Raw genomic sequence first — 14,717 nt, 5'->3', positions numbered from 1 at the left:
GCGCTCGACACAAGAACAACCACCCGTGACCATGGTGGTAGGAGCATTATAATTTTTTGATTTTTCAATAAAAAACGCCCAGGTCGACGACCCGGGCGCTTTTGCCGCATAGCGTAAATTAACGCTTAGAGAACTGCGGACGACGACGTGCTTTACGCAGGCCGACTTTCTTACGCTCGACTTGACGCGCGTCACGGGTTACGTAGCCAGCAGCACGCAACGTGGGACGCAGGTCTTCATTGTAGTTCATAAGTGCACGAGTGATACCGTGACGGATAGCACCTGCCTGGGAGGAGTTACCACCACCGGCCACCGTAACCATGATATCAAACTGGTTAAGTGTTTCGGTCAACTCTAGTGGCTGGCGCACAACCATACGACCTGTAACACGGCCGAAGTAGAGATCAAGATCCTGGCTGTTGACAGTAATTTTGCCAGAGCCCGGTTTCATAAACACGCGAGCGGTGGAAGTCTTGCGGCGCCCGGTACCGTAATACTGCTGTGTCATGGCGAAGATTTCCTCAGATGTTCAGTTCAAGCGGCTGTTGGGCAGCATGCGGATGCTCGGCACCGGCGTACACTTTTAACTTGGAGTACATGGCACGACCTAGCGGGCCTTTCGGCAGCATGCCTTTAACAGCAAACTCGATAATACGCTCAGGAGCGTGATCAAGCATCTTGTCAAAAGTCATGGAACGCAGGCCGCCCGGGTAACCAGTGTGGCGATAATAGGTTTTAGCCTTCGCCTTATTGCCGGTCACATGAACTTTCTCTGCGTTGATTACAACAATGTAATCGCCAGTATCAACGTGAGGGGTAAATTCGGGCTTATGCTTGCCACGTAGGCGGCGAGCAATCTCGGTTGCCAGACGACCGAGCGTTTTGTCCGTAGCGTCGACTACATACCAGTCGCGCTGGACGGACTGCGGCTTAGCACTGAACGTCTTCATGGATGAAATCACCAGATTAAATGTATTGGGTGACTTACACCGTTGCACGGTGAAGCACCATCCCTATTCTTTTTGGTTGCATGCCTAGCAAGCAACATGTAGCGAGGCGGCATTCTACAGCAAGGCTTCTGGCAAGTTAAGTACCAACGCTATTTTTATCACTACTAATTAGCGACACCCCAGATCACACAGCAATGCAGCTCATGGCGGGACATCAACAGCCCCTACCCCCTAAGGCTTGTGAGGCAGAGCAAGATATTCGTGGGACTGCATCTCTTGCAGACGTGACAGCGTACGCTGAAATTCAAACGTTAACTTTCCGTCAGTATAAAGTAACTCCACTGGCACTTCGGCTGACATCAACAACTTTACGCCACGGTCGTAGAACTCATCGACCATATTAATAAAGCGCCGTGCCTGGTCATCCGTTTTGGCGCTCATCTGCGTCACATTTGACACCAAAACCGTATGAAACTCTCGGGCAAGCTCAATATAGTCGTTTTGGCTACGCGGCCCGTCACAGAGCTCAGTAAACTCAAACCACGCAACGTCATCATGCAACCGACGCGTTTTTAAGACACGATGATTAACTTCTAACGGCGCACCATCCTCACCAGGCTGCCCAGCGATCTCACGGAAGCTACGTGCTAGCTCCCGCTCTGCCACACCATCAAGAGGCGCATGAAAAATCTCAGCCCGCTCAAGAGCACGCAAACGGTAATCTACCCCCGAGTCTACGTTAACCACTTCACAATGCTGGTTTACAAGGTCGATGGCGGGAATAAACCGTGCACGCTGCAAGCCATCTTTGTACAGCTCGTCCGGTACAATGTTAGAAGTGGCCACCAGCACAACACCACGCTCAAACAGAGCCTCAAGCAAATTAGCCAAGATCATTGCATCGGTAATATCCTTGACGAAAAACTCATCAAAGCAGATCACTCGGGCCTCAGTGGCAAACTTTCCTGCAATAAGGGTTAATGGATTCTTTTCTCCCTTATAGTGAGTTAATTCATTATGGACACGCTGCATAAAGCGATGAAAGTGAGTTCGCATTTTCTCAGGAAAGGGCAGCGCTTCGTAAAATGTATCCACTAAATATGTTTTTCCGCGCCCTACCCCTCCCCAAAAATAGAGGCCACGCACCGGCGGCAATGACAGCTTACCTGGGGATTTCTTCTTACCCATTAGGCCGGCCACTTTAGCTTTAAGGCCTTTACTGGCCACCACAGCTTTAGGCACTGCTGTTGGTGAAGCTACTAGCTCATCGTAAAGCCGCTGAAGGTGCTTTACAGCCGCCTCTTGAGCTGGATCATACTGGAAGTCGTCGCGGTTTAAGTCATTGCGATAACGCTCCATCGGCGTAAGCCGCTGAGCCTGATCCGACACCAGTTGTGCAGATAATGATGGCATCTAATTGCCTCCCTCAGCGTTAAACACAGCCCATGTAGCCTGCAATAACCACATGGTCCGCCTCACGAAAAGAGGCTAATTATACGCTTCTCAGTAGCTAAGCGCATGAGCAGATTGACCTAACCGGCCCGCAGACGCCTATAATGGGCTTTGTTTCGTTGGCGCACTATAGGCAACAGCCCAGTCGGAGCGCCTCAAGTTTCAGGGAGAACACCGTGGAAGCAAGCTCGCCATTCACCTTCGCAATTATTGGCATTATCATCGGCTTTGTTGCTGGCTTGGCGTGCTACCGCCTGCTCAGCAAAGGCCAGCGGGAAAGCGCCGCCCTTCGGCAAGCACTATTAGAGCGTGAGCACTCTATCGCCGAACTTAAAAAAGCCATGGGCAGTATCAGCTCGGATGTCCGCCAGCGTCTTGAAAACATTCGCATAGAAGCTGATCTACTAGAGCAGCAACTTGACGACGGCGCGGCTCAATGGAAGCTGAGCAAACCCGCCACCACAGGCGCGCCATCAATGAGCCTTACTGATACTGATGAGACGCTCGACACACCTAGAGACTATGCGGACGGCAAAAGCGGCACACTTTCTGAAGACTTCGGCCTAAAAGAGAGCACCAAAGAGCAAGAGACCGCAACCTCACAGCCACCCCGCTATTAAGAAAACCACGTTAATCCACTGCTATAATTAATTTCACGCCCCACAGTGGCGGCATCAATGCAGTGATGCCGCCACCTAAAGAACCAAGCCCGCTAAAAAGCGCCTCGCTAAAACAGGTTATGAAACATGAGCCATAAAGCGTTATGCAGGGTTATCAATATCCACAAAGCGGTGCTCGACTCCATACTCACTCGCCAACCACTCGCCTAATGCCTGCACGCCGTAGCGCTCAGTTGCATGGTGGCCAGCGGCGATATAGTGAATTCCCATTTCTCGGGCCAAATGGGTAGTGCGCTCGGATATTTCACCCGACACGAATGCCTGCGCCCCTGCCTCAAAAGCCGCCGTGATCATGTCCTGCGCGCCCCCTGTACACCATGCGATTCGGTCTACCATGCCGACACTAGGAGCCTCCACAACAAGAGGTGTACGCTGGAGCACTGCAGCCATTTGCTGGGCCAACACATCAATAGACTGCGGCTCACTCAACCGTCCCGACCACAACAAGCCCTCACCCAACTCGCCATCAAGGCAACCCTCTACTTTCCAGCCTAAGCGCCTAGCCAACTCGGCGTTATTACCCAGCTCAGCATGAGCATCGAGAGGCAGATGGTATGCCAATAGATTAATCTCGTTATCTAACAGCGTTTTAATGCGCCTATACTTCATACCAGTAATGGCGACCGGCTCGTTCTTCCAGAAGTAGCCATGGTGCACCAGCAATAAATCCGCTTCCCAAGCCACAGCCTCATCGAGAAGCGACTGGCACGCCGTAACACCAGACATAACGCGCCTGACCGTGTCTCGCCCCTGAACCTGGAGGCCATTAACGGTAAAATCTTTAAATTGCGAAACGCGCAGTTGATGGTCGCATGCGGCGACTATTTGATCTCGACAAATCACTCTGATTCCTTAACTGTTTTATTAGCGACCCTAAGGCACGAAGCGATAAAGTGTTACCATAAGAGCATTGTAAAGCTCGCTTCGCGCTTGCGCGAACCTCGCGACTGTTGAGACCGCCACCCGCTGAGGAATTTACGCATGCATCGTTTTGTGCTGCCTTATTTATGGCCAATTTTAACCGGGCTATTAATTGCTGCCCTGGCACTTCTCGCCTTTCCAGAAAAACTGCCCAACCCTTTTCAACAGCAGACCCCGCCTGGGGCCGAAACCTCTCCATCACTGGTAACCACCAGTAATGAGCTACTGACAAACCGGCCTCCCCCCGAGATTCGTCAGGCCGCGCCGCTATCTCGCAACCAAGGGCCAACAAGCTACTCAAGCGCCGTTAACCAAGCCGCACCAGCAGTGGTTAACATATATTCATCGCGTATTGTTGCGCGTGACCAGCACCCATTAATGTCAGACCCGTTCTTTCAGCAATTTTTCAGCGGTGATGATGCCACTACTCATCAACGTATGCTCTCCAGCCTCGGCTCTGGCGTTATCGTAAGCCAGGACGGCTACGTATTAACCAACCATCACGTCATCAGTGGCGCAGACCAGATACAAGTTGCCCTACGTGACGGCCGAGAAACTCTTGCTGAAGTCGTCGGCACCGACCCAGAAAGCGACCTCGCCGTACTGCGTATTAACCTAGACAACCTACCCGTTATTGAGCTAACCAACTCTGAAGATGTAGCTGTAGGTGATGTTGCATTAGCCATCGGCAACCCCTTTGGCGTCGGGCAAACCGTCACCATGGGGATTATTAGTGCCACCGGCCGCAGCCATCTAGGACTTAATGCTTATGAGGACTTTATTCAAACAGACGCCGCTATCAATCCTGGCAATTCTGGGGGCGCACTAGTGAACCCCGATGGCGCATTAGTAGGCATTAATACCGCTATATTTTCACGCTCCGGAGGATCTCAGGGTATAGGCTTTGCAATTCCTGCCAATCTTGCCCATAGCATTCTTAACGAGCTAGTTACTCAAGGAAGGGTTATTCGTGGCTGGCTGGGCATTGAAGCTCAGGCTCTTTCACGCGAGCTTGCGGCATCCTTTGGTTTGCGTACCCCCCAGGGAGTCATAGTGGCTGGGGTCGTCAGTGAAGGGCCGGCCGACGAGGCAGGCTTACAGCCTGGCGACGTATTACTGTCAATCGATGGGCAAGCAATTTTGGATGCACGTGCAACCATGAGTGAAATCGCCTCAATTCCACCAGGGACTTCGTTACCACTGACCATTGTGCGTAGCGGGGAGCGTATGGAAATGACGCTAGAGGTGGGCGAACGGCCAGTGCCTGATAGCGCAACATTAAGCGAGCGTCAGAGCGGCTCTTGAGCCCACTCTGACGCCATTACAACGGTTGTTCAGCAGTCACTAGGACAACTCATACACATCACTATTCGGGATTTATCCGATACTCTGCTGACCGCGCATGAGCAGTCAGCGATTCGCCTCTCGCCAGCACTGAAGCGACTTTACCCAGTTCAGATGCCCCTTCTGCTGAGCAGTGAATGATCGAAGAGCGCTTTTGAAAATCATACACTCCCAGCGGCGATGAAAACCGTGCAGTGCCTGAGGTAGGCAGTACGTGGTTAGGGCCTGCACAGTAGTCGCCCAGCGCCTCCGAGGTATGGCGCCCCATAAAGATAGCGCCAGCATGGCGGATCTCATCAAGCCATGTCTCCGGCGTCGCCACCGACAGCTCAAGATGCTCAGGAGCAACCCGGTTAACCAGCTCAATTGCCTCAGCCTGATCCTTACAAAGGATCAGCGCCCCACGGCGACTAAGCGAAGCGTGGGCAATCGCTTCACGCTCAAGTGTCGGCAGTAACCGATCAATAGCAGACTCAACGGCATCAAGGTGTTCAGCATCCCAACTAACCAAGATTGCCTGAGCATCTTCATCATGCTCCGCTTGGGAAAACAGATCCATTGCCAACCAGTCCGGATCGGTCTTACCATCAGAAACCACCATAATTTCTGATGGCCCAGCAATCATATCGATACCGACTTGACCAAATACCGCCCGCTTTGCTGTTGCTACATAAATATTGCCAGGGCCTACTATTTTATCAACGCGCGGCACACTTTGAGTACCATAAGCAAGCGCAGCTATCGCCTGGGCACCGCCAATGGTAAACACATGGTCGACACCCGCCAAATGGGCCGCCGCCAGCACAAGGTTATTGACCACCCCGTCCGGCGTAGGCACCACCATAACGATTTCACGCACTCCAGCAACATGAGCAGGAATCGCATTCATCAACACCGATGAAGGGTAAGCTGCCTTTCCACCAGGCACATAAATACCAGCACGGTCAAGGGGGGTCACCTTTTGGCCTAGAACCGTGCCATCAGCCTCCTCATACTGCCAGGAGCTGGGCTTTTGGCGCTCGTGGTAATGCTTGATACGTTCAGAAGCAACAGCTAACGCTTCTCGCTGATGATCAGGAAGACCATCAAATGCCGCCTGAAGTTGCTGAGCAGAAAGGCGCAACTGATCCATATGGGTAACGTCCATACGATCAAAGCGATTCGTCGCCTCAATAACAGCAGCATCACCACGCTGTTTGACATCGGCAAGTATGTCATCGACCCGCGCCTGCACTGATTTATCAGACACGCCTTCCCAGTCCAACAACGCATCAAGGCGCTGATGAAACGCCGCATCCGCCGTTGAGAGTCTAGCTATCGTGGCTATGGACTTATCGCTCATGGCAAACCTCGTATCATTCAGTCGGCTGTGTCTGACGCTGCTTAACGGCACTATCCAAACGGGCCAGCAATGGCTTAATACGGTCATGTTTCATGGTCATGGCCGCTTTATTCACCACTAGACGCGTGCTGATATGAGCGATCAGCTCACGGGGTTCCATGCCGTTAGCACGCAGGGTATTCCCCGTATCAACGATATCAACAATTTCATCAGCCAGATTCATTAGCGGGGCCAATTCCATCGCACCGTAAAGCTTGATGACTTCCGCCTGTATGCCCTGTTCCGCGTAATAGCGACGCGCCACGTTAACGAACTTGGTAGCAACCCGACGGCGAGCATGAGCAGGAAGCAGCCCTGTCACACCTGCGGTCATCAGCTTACAGCGAGCAATTTCAAGGTCTAAAGGCTCATACAGCCCTTCTGCGCCATGCTCAAGCAGCACATCCTTACCCGCAACCCCCAAGTCCGCTGCACCTAATTGAACATAGGTAGGCACATCGGTCGCGCGGATTATCACTAGCTTTACATCAGGCAGGTTAGTATCGAACAACAACTTACGGCTTTTGCTCAAATCCTCTACGGGGGTAATACCTGCATCCGCCAAAAGCGGTAATGTTTCATCCAAAATACGCCCTTTGGAGAGGGCTAAAATCAGTTGCTTACTCATTGTATCGGCCAATGGTTAATAGCATGGCTTAGCCAGGAATACGGCGAATTTTTGCACCCAGCAGCTGCAGTTTCTCTTCGATGCACTCGTAACCACGGTCAATGTGATAGATACGGTCAACAAGCGTCTCACCTTCCGCCATCATCGCCGCAATCACTAACGATGCAGAGGCCCGAAGGTCCGTCGCCATGACCGGAGCACCCGAAAGCTTGTCGACACCCTTAATTAGAGCCGCATTGCCTTCAAGGACAATATTGGCTCCCATGCGATTAAGCTCTTGCACGTGCATAAAGCGGTTTTCGAAGATTGTTTCCACTACCCGCGAGTCGCCTTCAGCTACCGCGTTCATGGCAACAAACTGAGCCTGCATATCAGTTGGGAAAGCTGGGTAAGGTGCCGTACGAATATTAACCGCTGTAGGCCGTTTGCCGTGCATATCCAAGGCAATCCAGTCATCTCCAGTGGTAATCTCAGCACCAGCCTCTTCCAACTTAGCGAGTACAGCCTCTAAGATATCAGCCCGGGTACGCTTTACTTTGACTCGGCCACCCGTCATAGCGGCCGCCACTAAAAACGTGCCGGTCTCGATACGATCGGGCATAACGTCATGCTCGCAACCGTGCAACGATTCAACACCTTCGATAATGATTGTGTCAGTACCATGCCCACGGATGTTTGCCCCCATCTTGATCAAGCATTCAGCAAGGTCAACCACTTCTGGTTCGCGAGCCGCATTTTCAAGAATGGTTGTACCATCAGCAAGGGTTGCTGCCATTAGCAGGTTTTCAGTACCCGTCACCGTCACCGTATCGAAATAGATAGTGGCACCCTTTAAGCGCCCATCTACCCTAGCTCGAATGTAACCGCTTTCGACATGAATATCCGCACCCATCGCTTCCAAGCCTCGGATATGCAAATCAACCGGGCGAGAACCAATGGCACAGCCACCTGGCAGCGACACATCAGCCTTGCCGAAATGCGCAAGCAAAGGGCCAAGCACCAAAATAGATGCCCGCATCTTCTTGACCAGCTCATACGGCGCATGACACTGGGTCACTTGAGAGCCATCTAGCTGAATACTTAACTTCTCTCCCATCACCGGCTCAACACCCATTCGGCCAAGTAGCTCAAGGGTCGTCGTAATATCCTGCAAATGGGGCAAATTACCAATGACCACAGGGCCATCAGCTAGCAAACTAGCGCATAAAATGGGTAGCGCTGCATTTTTAGCGCCACTGGCCCACACTTCACCATCAACCGATCCGTTTCCGGTAATAATTAATTTATCCATAAGTCCGCCCGTTACTGGGCGTTCTCCGGAGCAGTTTGCCACTGCGCCGGAGTAAACGTTTTGATGCTAATAGCGTGAAGCGCGCCGGAAGCGATCTCATCGCTCAACGCTGCATAAACAAGCTGCTGACGCTTAACAGGAGAGAGACCATCAAAGGCTTCGCCAACCGCAATCACCTGAAAATTACAGCCTTCCCCCTGGATATGAAAGTCACATCCTTCGATGCGGGATACAAGCAGTGCTTTTACTTCATTGGGTTGCATGAGACAGGAAACTCCTTGGGGGCCATTTGGATAATTGAAAATAGGCGAACATGATAAAGAAAAGCAGCACGCTTGGCGATGTTGGTCTACACGCTTAGAACACCTCACCTGGGTGCGCAATTAGCTCATCCAGCTCAGCCAAGGAAGCGAGCCGATTTAGCGGTGCCGATAGCAGAATGGATTCTATGGCGATTTGCTGGCTATTACAGGTACGCATCCACTCAAAGAGGACGCTTATAGCAACACTACTAGCCACGGCAACGCCTGAAAAATCGAATGCCGCTTCATTCAAGCCACTGCCTTTTAGCCATTTCATGCCCACAGCGGCCAACTCGGCCGCTGCGTTTACATCTACATCTCCACTTACTTTTAGCGTATGCCCCTGCGCATCAAGCGAAACACTGGGACGTGACAACAGCAGCGTCACGCATCGCCCCCCTGCTCCAATTCTTCAACGCCAATCTCAGGGGACCAACCACGGATCACCGCATCGTAGTCGCGGTTATTTTCCCTCATGGCCTGATCAAACTGGTTGCGGAACGTTAAACCCAGGTTAATGCCATTAACAATCACATTCACCACGCGCCACTCACCATCGGAGAGCCTAAGGCTGTAGCTCACAGGGTAAACCTGGCCGTTATTCGCGACAACTTCCATATCGACACTGGCCTGATCCTCGTGACGCTGTCCGCGCTGGTTATCCAACACACGCAGCTCATCATAATCGAAGGTCACTAGCCCACGGGTGTAGGTATCAATGAGCGTTTGCCGAAACACATTGGCAAATCGGCTACGCTGCTCAGGCGTCGCATTACGGAAATAGCTGCCCATTACGCTGGCGCCTATATAACGAAAGTCCGCCACTTCCTCAAGATTCTCGTTAACCAATACTTTCAGCTCATCAAGGTTTTGAGCATAGTAATCCTCTCTCCCTTTAAGCTGTGCCATGAAAGAGCTGACATTTTCACGCACTAGCGCCTCAGGAGTCTGACTCTGAGCCTGAGCAGTGAGTGACATCACTCCCATGGTGACTGCCATCACTAACGCATACAGCCAGCGGGCCGGCATTTTATGTAACTTCTGCATAATCTTTACCTCATCGTTCTGAGTACTTAAATCAGAGCCGTATCAATCAGAGCCGTATCAATCAGAGCCGTATCAATCAGAGCTATATCCCGAGCCATGCTTGAGGCGCTGGCCACTACCATTCTCGCCAGCACTGTGCTCATCACCACGTTAGCTCGCCTAGCTAGCTACTCACCATATTGGATACAAATTGCTGGATTAGTTCTTCTAATACCAAGGCAGACTGGGTATCACGTATAATGTCTCCGTCGTGCAGCACATCAGGATCCCCCCCTACGCTTAGCCCTATATACTGCTCCCCAAGCAGACCTGCTGTCAGAATAGCAGCTGTTGTATCTCGAGATAGTTGCCCTTCCAATTCACTATTTAGGCTTAATATAACGCGAGCATCATACCACTCGGTGTCCAGCTCTATCGCCTCTACACGCCCCACAGTAACCCCGGCCATCGTGACTCGTGCACGTGGTTTTAAACCACCTATATTGGAAAAATTAGCCTCAAGCCGAAATGTATCAGACGGTGTTGAAAGTGTGAGACCACTAACCCGCATACCAAGGAACACGAGTCCCAAGATACCCGCCAGCATAAATAGGCCAACGCCAAACTCCATAGTTTTAGTGCGTTTCATGAAACTGCTCCACCTATGAAAGGCCGCCAAACATGACGGCGGTTAGTACAAAATCAAGCCCCAGAACGGCTAGCGAGGAATACACAACGGTGCGTGTGGTGGCACGTGAAATGCCTTCAGAGGTAGGCACAAGGTCATAGCCTTGGAATACCGCGATCCAGGTAACAACCACGGCAAATACCAAGCTTTTAATCATGCCGTTACCAACGTCGTTTATAAATGACACACTGGACTGCATATTGCCCCAGTAAGAGCCCTCAAAAACCCCAAGCCACTCAACCCCGACTAAATAGCCACCCCAGATGCCCACAACGCTAAACCCAACCGTAAGGATAGGCAGCGCTACAAACCCCGCCCATAGGCGCGGCGCCACCACTCGACGTAACGGGTCAACGCCAATCATTTCCATACTGGTCAGCTGCTCTGTCGCCTTCATTAGCCCTATTTCAGCTGTTAATGCAGACCCTGCACGCCCCGCAAAAAGCAACGCTGCTACCACCGGCGCCAACTCACGTAACAAAGAGAGCGCTACCATCTGGCCTAAGGCCTGTTCAGCACCAAAATCGACCAAGATGGTATAACCCTGTAACGCCAGCACCATGCCAATGAATAAGCCAGATACCAATACGATAGCGAGGGAAAGCACACCCACAAAATGCAGCTGTTTTAACCACAGGGCCCATCCCTCTTTAGAGGGAATACCAACAGCGGACTGTGCTAAAAAAACGCCTGCCCGCCCTAGCGCCTCCATAGCCTCGCACCCCTGGCGACCTAGGCGAGTGATATAAGCGGCGCCTTGCTTGAGTTTTGACTGCATTTATCCTGCCCTCGTTACCGAAGCGTGCCCGAGAATATCGCGGTAGAAACTTTCAGCGGGATAATGAAATGGCACCGGACCGTCTGGCTCACCATGAATAAACTGACTCACCCGAGGGTCTTGGTTAGCGTCAAGCGTCTGTGGCGTACCGTGGGCAACCACCTGCCCATCGGCAATCAGATACAGGTGGTCTGCAATGCTCAGCGTCTCTTTAATATCATGGGAGACCACCACAGAGGTTAGTGATAACGCCTGATTTAGCCGCTTAATTAGCTGTACCAATACCCCCATGGAGATGGGATCCTGCCCTACAAACGGCTCATCATAGAGAATTAGCTCAGGATCCAGCGCCACCGCCCGCGCCAGCGCCACTCGCCGTGCCATCCCCCCGGAAAGCTCAGCTGGCGTTAGGGTACGGGCACCGCGCAACCCCACAGCCTGTAGTTTTAACAACACCAAGTCTCGAATCATGGCGTCCGGCAAGTCCGTGTGAACTCGCAACGGAAATGCGACATTTTCAAACACATCCAGATCAGAAAACAGCGCGCCACTCTGAAACAGCATGCCCATCCGCTTACGTAGCGCAAACAGCGCCTTACGCGACAAGCGGTGCACATCCAGCCCATCAATCAGCACCCTGCCTCGGTCTGGCGTCAACTGGCCGCCTATTAGCTTAAGCAGTGTTGTCTTGCCGGTGCCACTGGGCCCCATAATAGCCGTCACTTTTCCGCGAGGGATCGTCATGTTGACACCGCGAAAAATATCGTGCTCTCCCCTAGAGAAGTGCAAGTCTTCAATTTCTATGAAGGGAACATCTGTCATAGGCTGGTTGACCTTCATCGTCATCTCGCAGAAGCACGCGTACACACCACCAACGCTCACTACGCAGTTGAAATCAATTGGAATTCATCGTTAAAAAAACAGTGTTTTATAAATATTATCGAACATCGTATCCTAACACTACTTGTAGTAACAGCTATGTAGTAACAGCAGCATCAATGATGGTCGCCACTATGCGCAACACTAGCACTCTCGGATTTTGAGGCGATTTACCAGCAAACGCTTTACCAACCTTTACCAACAAAGCGCAACGAGATGTTATTCTTACTTATTCACTTTGTCCGCTAATGAGAACGAGAAAATCATGCGTCAGCCAACTTCTACACCCAGCCAGCTGCGTGAAAGTGCGCTGCGCACCCTGCAAATAGAGCAAGCTGCTATCGGAGGCTTGCAGGGAAAACTTGACGAGAGTTTTGATCATGCCTGTCAATTAATTCTTGCCTGCCAGGGCCGGGTAGTTGTTACCGGCATGGGAAAATCCGGCCATATTGCTGGTAAGCTGGCTGCCACACTTGCCAGCACAGGAACGCCGGCCTTCTTTGTTCACCCTGGAGAAGCCAGCCATGGTGACCTTGGCATGATCACCCGTGCGGATGTGGTATTAGCACTATCCAACTCCGGTGAAACCGCAGAAGTCACAGCGCTTCTTCCGCTACTTAAAAGGCTCGGCACCCCCTTGGTAAGCATGACTGGCCGCCCCGGTTCAACACTAGCGAAGCATGCAGACGCCCACCTTGACAGCGGCGTCGAGCGAGAAGCTTGCCCCCTTGACCTTGCCCCGACCAGTTCAACCACTGCTGCCCTGGCACTAGGCGATGCGCTCGCTGTCGCGTTACTAGAAGCACGAGGCTTTACAGCGGAAGATTTTGCGCTATCTCATCCTGGTGGCAGCTTAGGAAAACGCTTACTGCTACGAGTTAAAGACTTGATGCATGAAGGCACTCGCCTACCCCAAGTAGCACTGGGCAGCCCGCTGAGGGATGCACTATTGGAAATTACTCGGCAAGGGCTGGGTTTCACCTGTGTCGTCGATAGTGAGGGGCGTTTAGCAGGCGTGTATACCGATGGCGATCTACGCCGCACCTTAGACCAGTTTCATGATCTACGCGAAGTGCGTGTAGATGATGTAATGACTCGGCCCGGCAAACGTATTGGGCCAGAGGTATTGGCCGCAGAAGCTGTTCGCATCATGGAAGATAGTCGCATTACCGCTCTCGCCGTTGTTGATGAGCAGCAACGTCCAATTGGCGCCTTGCACATGCATGACCTTTTAGTCAGCGGCGTTATCTGAATAGTACTCCCCTAACACACTGGAGGCTTTATGGCCCTACCTGATGCTCTACTCGACCGTATTCGCCGTGTACGCCTCTTAGCCCTTGATGTAGATGGTATCCTGACCGATGGGCGCCTCTACTTCCAAGCCGACGGCATAGAGATTAAGGCATTTCATACCCAGGACGGGCATGGCCTAAAACTATTAAAACGAGTCGGCATCCATGTTGCATTAATTACTGGCAGAGACTCGACCATGGTGAGCCAGCGTGCAGCCTCACTAGGCATTACTCATGTCTATCAAGGTTGTGAGGACAAACTCGCCACGCTGAAAGCACTTTGCCAGCGCCTCGGCATTACGTTAGAGCAAGTCGCCTACTGCGGTGACGATCTTCCTGACTTAGCCCCTATCAAACGCTCAGGGGTAGGCATTACCGTACCCAACGCGCCTGATTACATGCATACCCATGCAGACTGGATCACAGACCGCCTTGGTGGTCACGGCGCGGTGCGTGAAATTTGCGACACACTGCTCATGTCTCAGGGCCATTGGGACGCCGTCTTAGATACGTACCTACACAGGCACTCGTGATGTTTAGGTGGGTAAGGCAACGTATCTGGCTTATAGGGCTTGTTGTTAGCCTGGGCGCTCTGCTGGTGTGGATAGACCCACGCGGCCCCAAGGAGATCGCCCCAGACCCTGTAGCTCAAGCCCAAGAGCCAGGACATGTGCTAGAGAATGCCGAAATAACTTTATTTGGTGAAACCGGCGCTATCAAACAATCTCTAACCGCCCCCTATTTGGTGCATACCCCTCAGAGGGCGATGACAGAAGTTACTTCGCCTCGAGCAACGCTATTTGATAGTGAACAGCGACAGTGGCTAGCAACCGCCAACCAAGGAATGCTAAACACCGAGACTCAGGCACTGACACTCAGCGGCTCAGCAAGATTGCTTGCACCAGACGAAGGCTGGCAGTTAGATACAGAGCTATTACACTATGACGGCTTAGTGCGCCACGCCTGGAGTGAGGCACCAGCACTGTTTCAGCAGCCACCACAACAGATGAGCGCTTCCCGTATGGATGTATGGCTTGATGATAGCCAGGTGCGCTTAACCGATAATGTGCGCGGCATACACCCACCCGCCACTCAAACGCCTTAG

The 14,717-nt window shown here is 52.1% G+C and carries 19 protein-coding genes; 5 read left to right on the top strand and 14 right to left on the bottom strand.

What is annotated here, in order from left to right; genetic code table 11:
- Positions 1 to 118: 118 nt before the first annotated feature.
- The 3 genes from rpsI to zapE all read right to left on the bottom strand — a co-directional run bounded on the left by rpsI (position 119) and on the right by zapE (position 2,363).
- Positions 119 to 508: a 30S ribosomal protein S9 gene (rpsI, locus tag CPA45_RS00390; RefSeq protein WP_078087201.1), complete on the bottom strand. Its 390-nt coding sequence runs from the start codon at positions 506 to 508 to the stop codon at positions 119 to 121.
- Between the two features lie 13 nt (positions 509 to 521).
- On the bottom strand, positions 522 to 950 hold the full coding sequence (gene rplM, locus CPA45_RS00385; protein ID WP_078087200.1) for a 50S ribosomal protein L13: 429 nt from the start codon (positions 948 to 950) through the stop codon (positions 522 to 524).
- A 231-nt stretch (positions 951 to 1,181) separates the two neighbouring features.
- Entirely contained in the window at positions 1,182 to 2,363 is a 1,182-nt protein-coding gene (zapE, locus tag CPA45_RS00380; RefSeq protein ID WP_096649313.1) for a cell division protein ZapE, read from the bottom strand.
- 215 nt (positions 2,364 to 2,578) lie between these two features.
- Here zapE and CPA45_RS00375 point away from each other — a divergent pair, with 215 nt between their 5' ends.
- The gene (locus CPA45_RS00375) at positions 2,579 to 3,022 is read left to right on the top strand and encodes a ZapG family protein (RefSeq protein WP_096649311.1); all 444 of its coding nucleotides are present in this window, start codon (positions 2,579 to 2,581) and stop codon (positions 3,020 to 3,022) included.
- Positions 3,023 to 3,163: 141 nt separating this feature from the next.
- On the opposite strand, the gene CPA45_RS00370 is transcribed toward CPA45_RS00375, so the two are convergent.
- Complete coding sequence (locus CPA45_RS00370) at positions 3,164 to 3,925, bottom strand: Nif3-like dinuclear metal center hexameric protein (protein ID WP_096649309.1); 762 nt, start codon at positions 3,923 to 3,925, stop codon at positions 3,164 to 3,166.
- A gap of 138 nt (positions 3,926 to 4,063) precedes the next feature.
- Between CPA45_RS00370 and CPA45_RS00365 the strand changes: the two genes are divergently transcribed.
- The gene (locus tag CPA45_RS00365; protein ID WP_096649307.1) at positions 4,064 to 5,308 is read left to right on the top strand and encodes a S1C family serine protease; all 1,245 of its coding nucleotides are present in this window, start codon (positions 4,064 to 4,066) and stop codon (positions 5,306 to 5,308) included.
- Positions 5,309 to 5,369: 61 nt separating this feature from the next.
- On the opposite strand, the gene hisD is transcribed toward CPA45_RS00365, so the two are convergent.
- The 10 genes from hisD to CPA45_RS00320 all read right to left on the bottom strand — a co-directional run bounded on the left by hisD (position 5,370) and on the right by CPA45_RS00320 (position 12,263).
- Complete coding sequence (hisD, locus tag CPA45_RS00360; RefSeq protein ID WP_096649304.1) at positions 5,370 to 6,689, bottom strand: histidinol dehydrogenase; 1,320 nt, start codon at positions 6,687 to 6,689, stop codon at positions 5,370 to 5,372.
- 13 nt (positions 6,690 to 6,702) lie between these two features.
- Positions 6,703 to 7,356: an ATP phosphoribosyltransferase gene (gene hisG / locus CPA45_RS00355; protein ID WP_096649302.1), complete on the bottom strand. Its 654-nt coding sequence runs from the start codon at positions 7,354 to 7,356 to the stop codon at positions 6,703 to 6,705.
- A gap of 28 nt (positions 7,357 to 7,384) precedes the next feature.
- A complete protein-coding gene (murA, locus tag CPA45_RS00350) occupies positions 7,385 to 8,647 on the bottom strand; it encodes a UDP-N-acetylglucosamine 1-carboxyvinyltransferase (RefSeq protein ID WP_096649300.1) in 1,263 nt (420 codons plus the stop codon).
- Positions 8,648 to 8,658: 11 nt separating this feature from the next.
- Positions 8,659 to 8,910: a BolA family protein gene (locus CPA45_RS00345; RefSeq protein WP_078087192.1), complete on the bottom strand. Its 252-nt coding sequence runs from the start codon at positions 8,908 to 8,910 to the stop codon at positions 8,659 to 8,661.
- A 94-nt stretch (positions 8,911 to 9,004) separates the two neighbouring features.
- The gene (locus CPA45_RS00340) at positions 9,005 to 9,337 is read right to left on the bottom strand and encodes an STAS domain-containing protein (RefSeq protein WP_096649298.1); all 333 of its coding nucleotides are present in this window, start codon (positions 9,335 to 9,337) and stop codon (positions 9,005 to 9,007) included.
- Entirely contained in the window at positions 9,334 to 9,978 is a 645-nt protein-coding gene (locus CPA45_RS00335; protein ID WP_422821997.1) for an MlaC/ttg2D family ABC transporter substrate-binding protein, read from the bottom strand. The genes CPA45_RS00340 and CPA45_RS00335 overlap by 4 nt, the downstream gene beginning before the upstream one ends.
- Before the next feature lie 44 nt (positions 9,979 to 10,022).
- A complete protein-coding gene (locus CPA45_RS23120; RefSeq protein WP_279628782.1) occupies positions 10,023 to 10,145 on the bottom strand; it encodes a hypothetical protein in 123 nt (40 codons plus the stop codon).
- Between the two features lie 14 nt (positions 10,146 to 10,159).
- The gene (mlaD, locus tag CPA45_RS00330; protein WP_096649294.1) at positions 10,160 to 10,624 is read right to left on the bottom strand and encodes an outer membrane lipid asymmetry maintenance protein MlaD; all 465 of its coding nucleotides are present in this window, start codon (positions 10,622 to 10,624) and stop codon (positions 10,160 to 10,162) included.
- A 13-nt stretch (positions 10,625 to 10,637) separates the two neighbouring features.
- Positions 10,638 to 11,441 (bottom strand): lipid asymmetry maintenance ABC transporter permease subunit MlaE, encoded by an 804-nt coding sequence (mlaE, locus tag CPA45_RS00325; protein WP_096649291.1) that lies wholly within the window; start codon positions 11,439 to 11,441, stop codon positions 10,638 to 10,640.
- The gene (locus tag CPA45_RS00320; RefSeq protein WP_096650194.1) at positions 11,442 to 12,263 is read right to left on the bottom strand and encodes an ATP-binding cassette domain-containing protein; all 822 of its coding nucleotides are present in this window, start codon (positions 12,261 to 12,263) and stop codon (positions 11,442 to 11,444) included.
- A gap of 322 nt (positions 12,264 to 12,585) precedes the next feature.
- Here CPA45_RS00320 and CPA45_RS00315 point away from each other — a divergent pair, with 322 nt between their 5' ends.
- Genes CPA45_RS00315 through lptC form a run of 3 tightly spaced genes read left to right on the top strand, consistent with a single transcriptional unit; the run spans position 12,586 to position 14,717 of the window.
- On the top strand, positions 12,586 to 13,572 hold the full coding sequence (locus tag CPA45_RS00315; protein ID WP_078087187.1) for a KpsF/GutQ family sugar-phosphate isomerase: 987 nt from the start codon (positions 12,586 to 12,588) through the stop codon (positions 13,570 to 13,572).
- Positions 13,573 to 13,602: 30 nt separating this feature from the next.
- Positions 13,603 to 14,145: a KdsC family phosphatase gene (locus tag CPA45_RS00310; protein ID WP_096649288.1), complete on the top strand. Its 543-nt coding sequence runs from the start codon at positions 13,603 to 13,605 to the stop codon at positions 14,143 to 14,145.
- Positions 14,145 to 14,717: an LPS export ABC transporter periplasmic protein LptC gene (lptC, locus tag CPA45_RS00305; protein WP_096649285.1), complete on the top strand. Its 573-nt coding sequence runs from the start codon at positions 14,145 to 14,147 to the stop codon at positions 14,715 to 14,717. The genes CPA45_RS00310 and lptC overlap by 1 nt, the downstream gene beginning before the upstream one ends.

This window comes from Vreelandella nigrificans, from assembly GCF_002374315.1.
Lineage (GTDB): Bacteria > Pseudomonadota > Gammaproteobacteria > Pseudomonadales > Halomonadaceae > Vreelandella > Vreelandella nigrificans.
Note: the sequence above shows the minus strand (reverse complement) of the source record. Positions and strands in the feature narration are given on the sequence as shown.

What these genes read in the sequence shown, in the direction of transcription:
- lptC (WP_096649285.1), top strand. Translation starts at nt 14,145, where the DNA reads ATGTTTAGGTGGGTAAGGCAACGTATCTGGCTTATAGGGCTTGTTGTT.
- CPA45_RS00320 (WP_096650194.1), bottom strand. Translation starts at nt 12,263, where the DNA reads ATGACAGATGTTCCCTTCATAGAAATTGAAGACTTGCACTTCTCTAGG.
- rpsI (WP_078087201.1), bottom strand. Translation starts at nt 508, where the DNA reads ATGACACAGCAGTATTACGGTACCGGGCGCCGCAAGACTTCCACCGCT.
- hisG (WP_096649302.1), bottom strand. Translation starts at nt 7,356, where the DNA reads ATGAGTAAGCAACTGATTTTAGCCCTCTCCAAAGGGCGTATTTTGGAT.
- CPA45_RS00315 (WP_078087187.1), top strand. Translation starts at nt 12,586, where the DNA reads ATGCGTCAGCCAACTTCTACACCCAGCCAGCTGCGTGAAAGTGCGCTG.
- CPA45_RS00310 (WP_096649288.1), top strand. Translation starts at nt 13,603, where the DNA reads ATGGCCCTACCTGATGCTCTACTCGACCGTATTCGCCGTGTACGCCTC.
- hisD (WP_096649304.1), bottom strand. Translation starts at nt 6,689, where the DNA reads ATGAGCGATAAGTCCATAGCCACGATAGCTAGACTCTCAACGGCGGAT.
- CPA45_RS00365 (WP_096649307.1), top strand. Translation starts at nt 4,064, where the DNA reads ATGCATCGTTTTGTGCTGCCTTATTTATGGCCAATTTTAACCGGGCTA.
- mlaE (WP_096649291.1), bottom strand. Translation starts at nt 11,441, where the DNA reads ATGCAGTCAAAACTCAAGCAAGGCGCCGCTTATATCACTCGCCTAGGT.
- rplM (WP_078087200.1), bottom strand. Translation starts at nt 950, where the DNA reads ATGAAGACGTTCAGTGCTAAGCCGCAGTCCGTCCAGCGCGACTGGTAT.
- mlaD (WP_096649294.1), bottom strand. Translation starts at nt 10,624, where the DNA reads ATGAAACGCACTAAAACTATGGAGTTTGGCGTTGGCCTATTTATGCTG.
- CPA45_RS00335 (WP_422821997.1), bottom strand. Translation starts at nt 9,978, where the DNA reads ATGCCGGCCCGCTGGCTGTATGCGTTAGTGATGGCAGTCACCATGGGA.
- CPA45_RS00345 (WP_078087192.1), bottom strand. Translation starts at nt 8,910, where the DNA reads ATGCAACCCAATGAAGTAAAAGCACTGCTTGTATCCCGCATCGAAGGA.
- zapE (WP_096649313.1), bottom strand. Translation starts at nt 2,363, where the DNA reads ATGCCATCATTATCTGCACAACTGGTGTCGGATCAGGCTCAGCGGCTT.
- murA (WP_096649300.1), bottom strand. Translation starts at nt 8,647, where the DNA reads ATGGATAAATTAATTATTACCGGAAACGGATCGGTTGATGGTGAAGTG.